Genomic DNA, 13,451 nt, shown 5'->3' with positions numbered 1-13,451 from the left:
GAAATGGAAAAAGGTAAGTTCAAACGTACCAAGCCCCACGTGAACGTGGGCACGATCGGCCACGTGGACCATGGCAAGACGACGCTGACGGCAGCCATCGCCACGGTGCTGTCCGCCAAGTTCGGCGGCGAAGCCAAGAAGTACGACGAAATCGATGCGGCTCCCGAAGAAAAGGCCCGCGGCATCACCATCAACACCGCCCACGTGGAATACGAAACGGCCAACCGCCACTACGCCCACGTGGACTGCCCCGGCCACGCCGACTACGTCAAGAACATGATCACCGGTGCCGCCCAGATGGACGGCGCCATCCTGGTGTGCTCGGCCGCTGACGGCCCGATGCCCCAGACCCGCGAACACATCCTGCTGGCCCGCCAAGTGGGCGTGCCTTACATCATCGTCTTCCTGAACAAGTGCGACATGGTCGACGACGAAGAGCTGCTCGAGCTCGTCGAGATGGAAGTGCGTGAACTGCTGGACAAGTACGACTTCCCCGGCGACGACACTCCCATCGTGCGCGGCTCCGCCAAGCTCGCTCTGGAAGGCGACAAGGGCAAGCTGGGTGAAGAGGCCATCATGAAGCTGGCTGAAGCCCTGGACACCTACATCCCCACGCCTGAGCGTGCCGTGGACGGCGCATTCCTGATGCCCGTGGAAGACGTGTTCTCCATCTCCGGTCGCGGTACCGTGGTGACGGGTCGTGTCGAGCGTGGCGTGATCAAGGTCGGCGAGGAAATCGAGATCGTCGGTATCCGCGACACGCAAAAGACCACCTGCACGGGCGTGGAAATGTTCCGCAAGCTGCTGGACCAAGGCCAGGCTGGCGACAACGTGGGTCTGCTGCTGCGCGGCACCAAGCGCGAAGACGTCGAGCGTGGCCAAGTGCTGTGCAAGCCCGGCTCCATCAAGCCGCACACGCACTTCACCGCCGAGGTGTACGTGCTGTCCAAGGATGAAGGCGGCCGCCATACCCCCTTCTTCAACAACTACCGTCCGCAGTTCTACTTCCGCACGACCGACGTGACCGGCGCCATCGAGCTGCCGGCCGACAAGGAAATGGTCATGCCCGGCGACAACGTGTCGATCACCGTCAAGCTGATCAACCCCATCGCCATGGAAGAAGGCCTGCGCTTCGCCATTCGTGAAGGCGGCCGCACCGTCGGCGCCGGCGTCGTGGCAAAGATCATCGCTTAATTGGGAGTTTTAGGGGTATAGCTCAATTGGCAGAGCGTCGGTCTCCAAAACCGAAGGTTGTAGGTTCGATTCCTACTGCCCCTGCCAATAATTTGGCATGAATGTGAGCCCGCCAGTTATTCTGGCGGGCTTCAGTGTCTTGTGAGAGTGCAAAGTCGCAGGCGGGAATGTAGAGAATGGCAGCATCACAGCAAATCGAAACCGTAAATACAGGAGCCGATAGGGCTAAGCTGGGGCTGGTTGCTGTCCTGCTGGTTGCTGGTATTGCCGGTTTTTATCTCCTCAGTAAGCAGGGCGTATTCATTCAGTGGGGTGTTTTGGCTATCGGCATGCTTGCCGCGGCCATGGTTTTCTTATTTTCAGAACCAGGACGACGTTTTGCCGGATTTGCCAGAGATGCCTGGAAAGAGGTGAAGAAGGTCGTTTGGCCCACGCGCAAAGAGACTCTGCAGATGACTGCTTATGTATTTGCGTTCGTTGTGGTGATGGCTCTTTTCTTGTGGCTGACTGATAAGACTCTGGAATGGGTGCTTTACAACCTCATTCTGGGGTGGAGAAAATAATATGAGTGATGCTATGGGCCTCAATGATTCTCCGGTCGCATCGGCTTCTGCTCCTGTAAATCCGGATTTGCGTTGGTATATTGTGCATGCCTACTCTGGCATGGAGAAGGCCGTAGAGCGCAATATTGCGGAGAGAATTGCGCGCGCTGGCATGCAGGATAAATTCGGTCGAATCCTGGTGCCCACCGAAGAAGTCGTGGAAATGAAGAATGGGCAGCGCAAGACGACAGAGCGTCGGCTGTTTCCTGGATATGTGTTTGTCGAGATGGTCATGGAAGATGACACTTGGCATTTGGTGAAACACACGAGCAAGGTGACGGGTTTTGTCGGTGGAGCAAAGAATCGTCCTGCTCCTATTTCTGAGGACGAGGTGCAAAAGATCGTCAATCAGATACAAGAAGGTACCGACAAGCCTCGCCATAAGATTGAGTTCATTGTGGGCGAGTTGATTCGGGTGAAAGAAGGGCCTTTTGCGGATTTCAATGGCTCTGTCGAAGAAGTCAATTACGAAAAGAGCCGGGTGCGTGTTTCCGTGATGATCTTTGGTCGTTCAACCCCAGTGGAATTGGAATTCGGGCAGGTAGAGAAAACCTGACCTGTCGAATCGAGATGATTGCGCTTTCTTGACTCGGCGCCCTATAAAAAGAGTCATCAACCCCGGGGAGCCTTTGTTGAAAAACAGAGGCGTTATTACCCGCAAGGAGTCGCTATGGCGAAAAAAATCGTCGGCTTTGTCAAGCTGCAAGTGCCAGCAGGTAAGGCCAATCCTTCCCCTCCGATTGGCCCTGCGTTGGGTCAACGTGGTCTCAATATCATGGAGTTCTGCAAGGCGTTCAACGCACAGACCCAAGGTGTTGAACCCGGCCTGCCGCTTCCCGTGGTGATCACGGCGTTTGCGGACAAGAGCTTCACCTTCATCATCAAGACGCCGCCTGCCACGACCTTGATCAAGAAGGCGATCAAGCTGGAGAAGGGTTCCTCCAACGCATTGAGCACCAAGGTGGGCAAGATTACTCGTGCTCAGTTGGAAGAGATTGCGAAGACCAAGTTGAAAGACATGAATGCGGCGAATGTGGATGCAGCCGTTCGTACTTTGGCTGGTTCCGCACGCTCCATGGGTGTGACGGTGGAGGGGCTGTAAATGGCAAAGTTGACCAAAAAGCAAAAGGCCCTGCAGGGCAAGATTGATAGCACCAAGTTGTATGCATTTGCGGATGCAGTGGTGCTGGTGAAAGAGGCTGCCACGGCGAAGTTCGATGAATCCATCGATGTCGCAGTTCAGCTTGGCATCGATGCGAAAAAGTCCGACCAGGTTGTGCGTGGCGCCGTCGTGCTGCCTCATGGCACGGGCAAGACCACCCGCGTTGCTGTGTTTGCACAGGGTGCCAAGGCGGAAGAAGCCAAGGCTGCTGGTGCCGACATCGTCGGAATGGATGATCTGGCTGCCCAGGTGAAGGCTGGCGATATGCCGTTCGACGTGGTCATCGCTGCGCCGGATGCTATGCGCGTGGTGGGTACGCTGGGCCAGATTCTGGGCCCGCGTGGCCTGATGCCTAACCCCAAGGTGGGTACGGTGACGCCGGATGTGGCCACTGCGGTGAAGAACGCGAAGGCGGGTCAGGTGCAGTTTCGCGTGGACAAGGCCGGTATCGTGCACAGCACCATTGGCCGTCGTTCCTTTGGCAACGAGAAGCTCCAGGGTAACCTGGCTGCGCTGATCGAAGCCTTGAACAAGGCAAAGCCGGCATCGAGCAAGGGTCTGTATCTTCGCAAGGTTGCCGTCTCGTCCACGATGGGTGTCGGCGTGCGTGTGGATACGCAATCCATCTCGGCGTAATTGCAGGAATCTTTGAACCTTCACCAGAAGGTTCAATGTGGTGGGCTGTCTCCCTTTGCGGAGGCGGGCCATCCAAGACCGTTGGTGTACAGGCTATCGCCTGAACTTAAATCTTGGTAGCCAACGCAGATGGCGATCCCGCTGCAGATGGAATAGAAATTCCGAAACAGTTGGTCGCTGCAACAAGAGCGCGTGCAAAGGGGATTTCCCCTCAGTGCGCATATGAAGGAGTAGACCTTGAGTCTTAATCGCAGTGAGAAAGAAGCGGTCATCAATGAAGTGACCAGCCTCGCCGCAAAAGCTCAAACGCTCGTGATCGCGGAGTACCGTGGCATCACGGTGGCCGACATGACCAAACTGCGCGTGGAAGCACGCAGCAAGGGTGTGAGCCTGAGTGTTCTGAAGAACACCCTGGCGCGCCGTGCTGTGGCTGGCGGTCAGTTTGATGTGGTGGCCGACCAGATGACCGGTCCTCTGATCTATGGCTTCTCCGAAGACGCTGTGGCCGCCGCAAAGGTGGTGGCCGATTTCGCGAAAACCAACGACAAGCTGGTGATTCGTGGCGGCGCTTTCGCAGGCAAGGCCCTGGATGTGAACGGCGTGAAGCAGTTGGCCAACATTCCTACCAAGGAAGTTTTGCTGGCTCAGCTGTGTGGCTTGTTGATGTCCCCCATTTCGCGTACGGCCGTGGTGCTGGGCGCTTTGGCGGCAAAGAAGGGCGATGGCGCAGCCGCACCGGCCGCCGAAGCAGCCGCGGCCTGAGCGCTCGGCAGTCAACCAACAAAATTGTTAGGAAATCAAAATGGCATTCGATAAAGACGCATTCTTGACCGCGCTGGACAGCATGACGGTCCTGGAACTCAATGACCTGGTCAAGGCCATTGAAGAGAAGTTCGGTGTGAGCGCTGCAGCCATGGCTGCCCCCGCAGCCGGCGGCGCAGCTGGCGGTGGTGCCGCTGCTGTTGAAGAGAAGACCGAGTTCAACGTGGTGCTGGCTGAGGCTGGCGCCAACAAGGTTGCGGTCATCAAGGCAGTGCGTGAAATCACCGGCCTGGGCCTCAAGGAAGCCAAGGATCTGGTGGACGGCGCTCCCAAGAACGTCAAGGAAGGCATCGCCAAGGCAGACGCCGAAGCCGCTGTCAAGAAGCTGGTGGACGCCGGCGCCAAGGCCGAACTCAAGTAATTCGGTTCAATGGCAAGGCTGGGATCCCTCCAGGGGGCTCCCAGCCTTTGGCGCTTATGAAGCGTGCATGTGTAGAGTGCACCAGAAAGCGATATCTCTGAGATTCGCTTTCTAGTGTCTTCTGACAACCCGACAACAGAAGATGCCTTGGTCCGGGCGATGTGCAATGCGTCGCCGTCCGCCATGGTTGGTAGTGGCCAACCGCCAAGCCCGCAAGGCCCGCTCCTTGTGGGGCACTCGTCGAAGACCCCATTCCATGTCTTTGCCCGGAGATCTCATGGCCCCAACATCCACGTACAGCTACACCGAACGCAAGCGCATCCGCAAGAGCTTCGGTAGCCGTGACAGTGTGCTCAAAGTGCCTTACCTGCTGCAGATGCAAAAGGATGCATACACCGCATTCCTGCAAGCAGACATGGCGCCTCAGAAGCGTACCAACGAAGGCCTGCAGGCTGCTTTCGATGCAGCGTTCCCTATCGTCTCGCACAACGGTTTCGTCGAGATGAAGTTCGTGGAGTACAACCTCGCGAAACCGGCATTCGATGTCCGGGAATGCCAGACCCGCGGGCTCACGTTCGCCTCGGCCGTGCGTGCCAAGGTGCAGCTCATCATCTACGACCGCGAATCCTCCACGGCCCAGTCCAAGGTGGTGAAGGAGGTGAAGGAGCAGGAGGTCTACATGGGCGAGGTGCCCCTGATGACCGACAAGGGCTCGTTCATCATCAACGGCACGGAGCGCGTGATCGTCTCGCAGCTGCACCGCTCGCCGGGCGTGTTCTTCGAGCATGACAAAGGCAAGACCCACAGTTCGGGCAAGCTGCTGTTCTCCGCGCGCATCATCCCCTACCGTGGTTCCTGGCTGGATTTCGAATTCGATCCGAAGGACATCCTGTACTTCCGCGTGGACCGCCGCCGCAAGATGCCGGTCACGATCCTGCTCAAGGCCATCGGACTGAATCCCGAGTCGATCCTGGCGAACTTCTTCGTCAACGACAACTTCCGTCTGATGGACAGCGGTGCACAGATGGAGTTCGTTGCCGAGCGCCTCAAGGGCGAAGTCGCACGCTTCGACATCACCGACAAGTCCGGCAAGGTCGTCGTGGCCAAGGACAAGCGCATCACGGCCCGCCACACGCGCGAGCTGGAGCAGACCGGAACGACGCACATCAGCGTGCCGGAAGACTTCCTGATCGGCCGCGTGGTCGCACGCAACATCGTCGATGGCGATACCGGCGAGATCATTGCCAAGGCGAATGAGGAATTGACGGAAGCGCTGCTCAAGAAGCTGCGTTCCGCCGGTGTGCAAGACCTGCAGGTCATCTACACCAACGAACTGGACCAGGGCGCCTACATCTCGCAGACGCTGCGCATCGACGAGACGGTGGACGAGTTTGCCGCGCGCGTGGCGATCTACCGCATGATGCGCCCCGGCGAGCCGCCGACGGAAGACGCGGTGCAGGCGCTGTTCCAGCGACTGTTCTACAACCCCGACACGTACGACCTGTCGCGCGTGGGCCGCATGAAGTTCAACGCCAAGATCGGGCGCGACGAATCGACCGGCCCCATGGTGCTGTCCAACGAGGACATCCTGGCCGTGGTCAAGATCCTGGTGGATCTGCGCAATGGCAAGGGTGAGGTCGATGACATCGATCACCTGGGCAACCGCCGTGTGCGTTGCGTGGGCGAACTGGCCGAGAACCAGTACCGCACGGGTCTGGCCCGTATCGAGAAGGCCGTGAAGGAGCGCCTGGGCCAGGCTGAGCAAGAGCCGCTGATGCCGCACGATCTGATCAACTCCAAGCCGATTTCCGCGGCCCTCAAGGAGTTCTTCGGTGCGTCGCAGCTGTCGCAGTTCATGGACCAGACGAACCCGCTGGCCGAAATCACCCACAAGCGGCGCGTTTCCGCACTGGGCCCGGGTGGTCTGACGCGCGAGCGCGCCGGCTTCGAAGTGCGTGACGTGCACGTCACGCACTATGGTCGCGTGTGCCCGATCGAAACGCCGGAAGGTCCGAACATCGGCCTGATCAACTCTCTGGCGCTCTATGCCCGCCTCAACGAGTACGGTTTCATCGAGACGCCGTACCGCCGTGTGGTGGACGGCAAGGTGACCGATCAGATCGACTACCTGTCCGCCATCGAGGAAGGCAAGTACGTCATCGCCCAGGCCAACGCCACGCTGGACAAGGAAGGCCGCCTGACGGGCGACCTGGTGTCTGCCCGCGAGAAGGGCGAATCGACGCTGCTCTCCGCCGAGCGCGTGCAGTACATGGACGTGTCGCCCGCGCAGATCGTGTCGGTGGCTGCTTCGCTCGTGCCGTTCCTGGAGCACGATGACGCGAACCGCGCGCTGATGGGCGCCAACATGTCGCGCCAGGCCGTGCCCGTGCTGCGCCCGGAAAAGCCCATGGTGGGCACCGGCATCGAGCGCGTGGCGGCCGTGGACTCCGGCACGGTGGTGACCGCCAACCGTGGCGGTATCGTGGACTACGTGGATGCCACCCGCATCGTGGTGCGAGTGAACGACGCCGAGGCCGTGGCCGGTGAAGTGGGCGTGGACATCTACAACCTCATCAAGTACCAGCGCTCCAACCAGAACACGAACATCCACCAGCGCCCCATCGTGAAGAAGGGCGACGTGCTGGCCAAGGGTGACGTGATCGCGGACGGTGCCTCCACCGATCTGGGCGAGATCGCCATCGGCCAGAACATGCTGATCGCGTTCATGCCCTGGAACGGCTACAACTTCGAGGATTCGATCCTGATCAGCGAGCGCGTGGTGGCTGAAGACCGCTACACCTCGATCCACATCGAAGAGCTGGTGGTGATGGCCCGCGACACCAAGCTGGGTGCCGAGGAAATCACGCGCGACATCCCGAACCTGTCGGAACAGCAGCTGAACCGCCTCGACGAGTCCGGCATCATCTACGTGGGTGCCGAAGTGCAGCCCGGCGACACGCTGGTGGGCAAGGTCACGCCGAAGGGCGAGACCACGCTGACGCCGGAAGAGAAGCTGCTGCGCGCGATTTTCGGTGAGAAGGCTTCCGACGTGAAGGACACCTCGCTGCGCGTGGACCAGGGTTCATCGGGGACCGTGATCGACGTGCAGGTCTTCACGCGGGAAGGCATCCAGCGCGACAAGCGCGCCCAGCAGATCATCGACGATGAACTCAAGCGCTTCCGCCTGGACCTGAACGACCAGCTGCGCATCGTGGAGGCGGATGCCTTCGACCGGATCGAGAAGCTGCTCACGGGCCGCGTGGCCAATGGCGGCCCGCAGAAGCTGGCCAAGGGCACGAAGATCGACAAGGCCTATCTGGCTTCCGTCGAGAAGTTCCACTGGTTCGACATCCGTCCTGCCGAGGACGAGGTGGCCGCACAGCTGGAGTCGATCAAGAACGCCCTGGAGCAGACGCGCCACAGCTTCGATCTGGCTTTCGAAGAAAAGCGCAAGAAGCTCACGCAGGGCGACGAGTTGCCCGCGGGCGTGCTCAAGATGGTCAAGGTGTACCTGGCCGTCAAGCGCCGCCTGCAGCCCGGCGACAAGATGGCCGGCCGCCACGGCAACAAGGGGGTGGTGTCGAAGATCGTTCCGGTCGAGGACATGCCCTACATGGCCGACGGCACGCCCGCCGACATCGTGCTCAACCCGCTGGGCGTGCCTTCGCGGATGAACATCGGGCAGGTGCTGGAAGTCCACCTGGGCTGGGCCGGCAAGGGTATCGGCCAGCGCATCGGCGACATGCTGCGAGAGCAGGCCAAGGCGGCCGAACTCCGCAAGTTCTTCGAAGAGGTCTATAACTCGCGCGGCCGCAAGGAAGACCTCTCGCAGCTCAGCGACGAGGAAGTGCTGTCCATGGCGGCGAACCTGTCCAACGGCGTGCCTTACGCCACGCCGGTGTTCGACGGTGCGTCGGAAGCCGAAATCAAGGACATGCTGAAGCTCGCGTATCCGGACGACATCGCCGAGCGCAAGGGTCTCACGCCGAGCCGCACGCAGGCCTACCTGTACGACGGTCGCACGGGCGAGCGCTTCGAGCGTCCGACCACCATCGGCTACATGCATTACCTGAAGCTGCACCACTTGGTGGACGACAAGATGCACGCGCGTTCCACGGGCCCGTACTCGCTCGTCACGCAGCAGCCGCTGGGCGGCAAGGCCCAGTTCGGCGGCCAGCGTTTCGGGGAGATGGAAGTGTGGGCGCTGGAGGCCTATGGTGCTTCCTACGTGCTGCAGGAAATGCTCACCGTGAAGTCCGACGACGTGCAGGGCCGTACCAAGGTGTACGAGTCCATCGTCAAGGGCGAACACGCCATCGAAGCCGGCATGCCGGAATCGTTCAATGTGCTGGTCAAGGAAATCCGCTCCCTGGGCCTGGACATCGAACTGGAACGCTCCTAAGTATTTGAAAAGGAAAGAGTCACATGAAGTCGCTACTCGACCTGTTCAAGCAATTCACGCCGGATGAGCATTTCGACGCCATCCGCATCGGCATGGCCTCGCCCGAGAAGATCCGTTCCTGGTCTTTCGGCGAGGTGAAGAAGCCCGAAACGATCAACTACCGCACGTTCAAGCCCGAGCGCGACGGCCTGTTCTGCGCCAAGATCTTCGGCCCGATCAAGGACTACGAGTGCCTGTGCGGCAAGTACAAGCGCCTGAAGCACCGCGGCGTGATCTGCGAGAAGTGCGGCGTGGAAGTCACCCAGACCAAGGTGCGCCGCGAGCGCATGGGTCACATCGACCTGGCCGCGCCTTGCGCCCACATCTGGTTCCTGAAGTCGCTGCCGTCGCGTCTGGGCCTGGTGCTCGACATGACGCTGCGCGACATCGAGCGCGTGCTGTATTTCGAAGCCTACGTGGTGACCGACCCCGGCATGACCCCGCTGAAGAAGTTCGGCATCATGTCCGAGGACGACCATGACGCGAAACGCAAGGAATATGGCGACGAATTCATCGCCAAGATGGGCGCCGAAGGCATCAAGGACCTGCTCGAAGGCATCGACATCGATCTGGAGATCGAGAAGCTGCGCGGCGACCTGACCGGCTCCGAGGTCAAGGTCAAGAAGAACGCCAAGCGCCTGAAGGTGCTGGAGGCGTTCAAGAAGTCCGGCATCAAGCCTGAGTGGATGGTGCTCGACGTGCTGCCCGTGCTGCCGCCGGACCTGCGCCCGCTGGTGCCGCTGGATGGCGGCCGCTTCGCGACGTCGGACCTGAACGACCTGTACCGCCGCGTCATCAACCGCAATTCGCGCCTGCGCCGCCTGCTGGAGCTGAAGGCTCCGGAGATCATCGCGCGCAACGAGAAGCGGATGCTGCAGGAAGCGGTGGATTCGCTGCTGGACAACGGCCGCCGCGGCAAGGCGATGACGGGCGCCAACAAGCGCGCGCTGAAGTCCCTGGCCGACATGATCAAGGGCAAGTCGGGTCGCTTCCGCCAGAACCTGCTGGGCAAGCGCGTCGATTACTCCGGCCGTTCCGTGATCACCGTGGGCCCGACGCTCAAGCTGCACCAGTGCGGCCTGCCCAAGCTGATGGCCCTGGAGCTGTTCAAGCCCTTCATCTTCTCCCGCCTGGAGCAGATGGGCATTGCCACGACCATCAAGGCCGCGAAGAAGGAAGTCGAGTCCGGCACGCCCGTGGTGTGGGACATCCTCGAAGAAGTCATCAAGGAGCACCCGGTCATGCTGAACCGGGCTCCCACGCTGCACCGCCTGGGCATCCAGGCTTTCGAGCCGATCCTGATCGAAGGCAAGGCCATCCAGCTGCATCCGCTCGTCTGCGCGGCCTTCAACGCCGACTTCGACGGAGACCAGATGGCCGTTCACGTGCCGCTGTCGGTGGAGGCGCAGATGGAAGCCCGCACGCTGATGCTGGCATCCAACAACGTGCTGTTCCCCGCGTCGGGCGAGCCCTCCATCGTGCCTTCGCAGGACGTGGTGCTGGGCCTCTACCACGCCACCCGCGACAAGATCAACGGCAAGGGCGAAGGCCTCGTGTTCGCCGATACCGGCGAAGTCCAGCGTGCGCTGGATGCCAACGAGGTTGAACTGGCCGCGCGCATCACGGTGCGCCTGACCGAGTGGACCAGGGACAAGGTTTCGGGTGAGTTCACGCCCGAGACCAAGCTGGTCGACACCACGGTGGGCCGCGCGCTGCTGTCCGAGATCCTGCCCAAGGGGCTGCCTTTCAGCAACATCAACAAGGCGCTGAAGAAGAAGGAGATCTCCAAGCTCATCAACGTGAGCTTCCGCAAGTGCGGCCTGAAGGAAACCGTGGTGTTCGCCGACAAGCTGCTGCAGAACGGCTTCCGCCTCGCCACGCGCGCCGGCATCTCCATCGCCATCGACGACATGCTCGTGCCGCCCCAGAAGGCCGGCATCATCGAGCGTGCCGAGAAGGAAGTGAAGGAGATCGAGCAGCAGTACGTCTCCGGTCTGGTGACGGCTGGCGAGCGCTACAACAAGGTGGTGGACATCTGGGGCAAGGCCGGCGACGAAGTGTCCAAGGTCATGATGGCCCAGCTCGCCAAGCAGAAGACCACGGACCGCAACGGCAAGGAAGTGGACCAGGAGTCGTTCAACTCCATCTACATGATGGCCGACTCCGGCGCCCGCGGTTCCGCGGCCCAGATCCGCCAGCTCGCCGGCATGCGGGGCCTGATGGCCAAGCCGGACGGCTCGATCATCGAGACCCCCATCACGGCGAACTTCCGTGAAGGCCTCAACGTGCTGCAGTACTTCATCTCCACCCACGGTGCCCGGAAGGGTCTCGCGGATACGGCGCTGAAGACGGCCAACTCGGGTTACCTCACCCGCCGCCTGGTGGACGTGACGCAGGATCTCGTGGTGACCGAGGAGGATTGCGGCACCGCCAATGGCTCGCTGATGCGCGCCATCGTCGAGGGCGGCGAGGTGATCGAGTCGCTGCGCGACCGCGTGCTGGGCCGCACCACGGCCGAGGAAGTGCTGCACCCCGAAACGCGTGCCGTGCTGGCCACCGCCGGCCAGATGCTCGACGAGGATGCCCTCGAGGAGCTGGAAGCCGCTGGCGTGGACGAGGTGAAGGTGCGCACCGCGCTGACCTGCGAAACCCGCTATGGCCTGTGCGCCAAGTGCTACGGCCGCGACCTGGGCCGCGGCGGCCTGATCAACCTCGGCGAAGCCGTGGGCGTGATCGCCGCGCAGTCCATCGGTGAACCCGGAACGCAGCTGACCATGCGTACGTTCCACATCGGTGGCGCGGCATCGCGTGCGGCCATCGCGTCGAGCGTCGAAGCCAAGTCCAACGGCGTGATCGGCTTCAACGCCACGATGCGCTACGTGACCAACAGCAAGGGCGAACTGGTCGTGATCGCGCGCTCGGGCGAGATCATCATCCAGGACGAACATGGCCGCGAGCGCGAGCGCCACAAGGTGCCCTACGGCGCGACCCTGACGGTGAAGGCCGACCAGCAGGTCAAGGCCGGCACCATCCTCGCCAACTGGGATCCGCTGACGCGCCCGATCATCACGGAATTCGCCGGCCAGGTGAAGTTCGAGAACATCGAGGAAGGCCTCACCGTCGCCAAGCAGGTGGACGATGTGACCGGCCTGTCCACGCTGGTCGTGATCGATCCGAAGCGCCGTGGCTCCGCCAAGGTCGTGCGTCCGCAGGTGAAGCTCGTCGACGCCAATGGCGCCGAAGTGAAGATCCCCGGCACCGACCACTCGGTGACGATCGGCTTCCAGGTGGGCGCGCTGATCCAGGTGCGCGATGGCCAGGACGTGGGCCCCGGCGAAGTGCTGGCCCGTATTCCCGTCGAAGGCCAGAAGACCCGCGACATTACCGGCGGTCTGCCCCGCGTGGCCGAGCTGTTCGAAGCCCGCTCGCCCAAGGACAAGGGCATGCTGGCCGAGATCACCGGCACGGTGTCCTTCGGCAAAGAAACCAAGGGCAAGGTGCGGCTGCAGATCACCGATCCGGACGGCAAGGTCTGGGACGAGCTGGTGCCCAAGGAAAAGAACGTGCTGGTCCACGAAGGCCAGGTGGTCAACAAGGGCGAGCTGATCGTCGACGGCCCGGCCGATCCGCAGGACATCCTGCGCCTGCTGGGCATCGAGGAGCTCTCGCGCTACATCGTCGATGAAGTGCAGGACGTGTACCGCTTGCAGGGCGTGAAGATCAACGACAAGCACATCGAGGTGATCGTTCGCCAGATGCTGCGCCGCGTCGTGGTCGAGAACCCCGGCGAGTCGGGCTACATTGCCGGCGAGCAGGTCGAGCGCTCGGAGATCCTCAACACCAACGAGGCGCTGCAGGCCGCTGGCAAGATTTCGGCGACCTACAGCAACGTGCTGCTGGGGATCACGAAGGCATCGCTCTCGACCGATTCGTTCATCTCGGCCGCGTCGTTCCAGGAAACGACCCGCGTGCTCACCGAGGCTGCCATCATGGGCAAGCGCGACGAGCTGCGTGGCCTGAAGGAAAACGTGATCGTGGGCCGCCTGATCCCGGCTGGCACGGGTCTGGCCTACCACCAGGCGCGCAAGGCCAAGGAAGCCATGGACGACGCTGAGCGCCGCGCCATCGCTGAGGCCGAAGCCGCCGAGATGGCCGAGACGACGGAAGAAGCCTCCGAGGTCGAAGGCTCCAGCGTGGACGGGGCCTCGGCCGAGTAACCGCCCGCTTTCGGCA

The 13,451-nt window shown here is 61.5% G+C and carries 9 protein-coding genes and 1 tRNA gene; all 10 read left to right on the top strand.

Annotation, left to right across the window (positions count from 1 at the left end; translation table 11 throughout):
- Positions 1–3 precede the first annotated feature (3 nt).
- The 10 genes from tuf (at position 4) to rpoC (ending at position 13,435) form a co-directional block, all read left to right on the top strand.
- Positions 4–1,194: an elongation factor Tu gene (gene tuf, locus AX018_RS16630; RefSeq protein ID WP_111879388.1), complete on the top strand. Its 1,191-nt coding sequence runs from the start codon at positions 4–6 to the stop codon at positions 1,192–1,194.
- Positions 1,195–1,205: 11 nt separating this feature from the next.
- A tRNA-Trp gene (locus AX018_RS16625) sits at positions 1,206–1,281 on the top strand.
- An 89-nt stretch (positions 1,282–1,370) separates the two neighbouring features.
- Entirely contained in the window at positions 1,371–1,757 is a 387-nt protein-coding gene (gene secE / locus AX018_RS16620; protein WP_111879384.1) for a preprotein translocase subunit SecE, read from the top strand.
- 1 nt (position 1,758) lies between these two features.
- Complete coding sequence (nusG, locus tag AX018_RS16615) at positions 1,759–2,352, top strand: transcription termination/antitermination protein NusG (RefSeq protein WP_111879381.1); 594 nt, start codon at positions 1,759–1,761, stop codon at positions 2,350–2,352.
- Between the two features lie 114 nt (positions 2,353–2,466).
- Positions 2,467–2,898: a 50S ribosomal protein L11 gene (rplK, locus tag AX018_RS16610; RefSeq protein ID WP_111879378.1), complete on the top strand. Its 432-nt coding sequence runs from the start codon at positions 2,467–2,469 to the stop codon at positions 2,896–2,898.
- Entirely contained in the window at positions 2,899–3,594 is a 696-nt protein-coding gene (gene rplA, locus AX018_RS16605; RefSeq protein WP_111879376.1) for a 50S ribosomal protein L1, read from the top strand.
- 237 nt (positions 3,595–3,831) lie between these two features.
- Positions 3,832–4,356 (top strand): 50S ribosomal protein L10, encoded by a 525-nt coding sequence (rplJ, locus tag AX018_RS16600; protein ID WP_111879373.1) that lies wholly within the window; start codon positions 3,832–3,834, stop codon positions 4,354–4,356.
- A 40-nt stretch (positions 4,357–4,396) separates the two neighbouring features.
- Positions 4,397–4,777, top strand: a complete 381-nt coding sequence (rplL, locus tag AX018_RS16595; protein WP_111879371.1) for a 50S ribosomal protein L7/L12 — start codon at positions 4,397–4,399, stop codon at positions 4,775–4,777.
- Positions 4,778–5,054: 277 nt separating this feature from the next.
- The gene (rpoB, locus tag AX018_RS16590) at positions 5,055–9,179 is read left to right on the top strand and encodes a DNA-directed RNA polymerase subunit beta (RefSeq protein ID WP_111879368.1); all 4,125 of its coding nucleotides are present in this window, start codon (positions 5,055–5,057) and stop codon (positions 9,177–9,179) included.
- Positions 9,180–9,202: 23 nt separating this feature from the next.
- Positions 9,203–13,435 (top strand): DNA-directed RNA polymerase subunit beta', encoded by a 4,233-nt coding sequence (rpoC, locus tag AX018_RS16585; RefSeq protein WP_111879365.1) that lies wholly within the window; start codon positions 9,203–9,205, stop codon positions 13,433–13,435.
- Positions 13,436–13,451: the final 16 nt, after the last annotated feature.

Source organism: Paracidovorax anthurii (assembly GCF_003269065.1).
In the GTDB taxonomy this organism is placed as follows: Bacteria; Pseudomonadota; Gammaproteobacteria; order Burkholderiales; family Burkholderiaceae_C; genus Paracidovorax; species Paracidovorax anthurii.
Note: the sequence above shows the minus strand (reverse complement) of the source record. Positions and strands in the feature narration are given on the sequence as shown.

Bases quoted from the DNA above. Each gene is read 5' to 3' on its own strand.
- tuf (WP_111879388.1), top strand. From the start codon at position 4: ATGGAAAAAGGTAAGTTCAAACGTACCAAGCCCCACGTGAACGTGGGC.
- secE (WP_111879384.1), top strand. From the start codon at position 1,371: ATGGCAGCATCACAGCAAATCGAAACCGTAAATACAGGAGCCGATAGG.
- nusG (WP_111879381.1), top strand. From the start codon at position 1,759: ATGAGTGATGCTATGGGCCTCAATGATTCTCCGGTCGCATCGGCTTCT.
- rplK (WP_111879378.1), top strand. From the start codon at position 2,467: ATGGCGAAAAAAATCGTCGGCTTTGTCAAGCTGCAAGTGCCAGCAGGT.
- rplA (WP_111879376.1), top strand. From the start codon at position 2,899: ATGGCAAAGTTGACCAAAAAGCAAAAGGCCCTGCAGGGCAAGATTGAT.
- rplL (WP_111879371.1), top strand. From the start codon at position 4,397: ATGGCATTCGATAAAGACGCATTCTTGACCGCGCTGGACAGCATGACG.
- rpoB (WP_111879368.1), top strand. From the start codon at position 5,055: ATGGCCCCAACATCCACGTACAGCTACACCGAACGCAAGCGCATCCGC.
- rpoC (WP_111879365.1), top strand. From the start codon at position 9,203: ATGAAGTCGCTACTCGACCTGTTCAAGCAATTCACGCCGGATGAGCAT.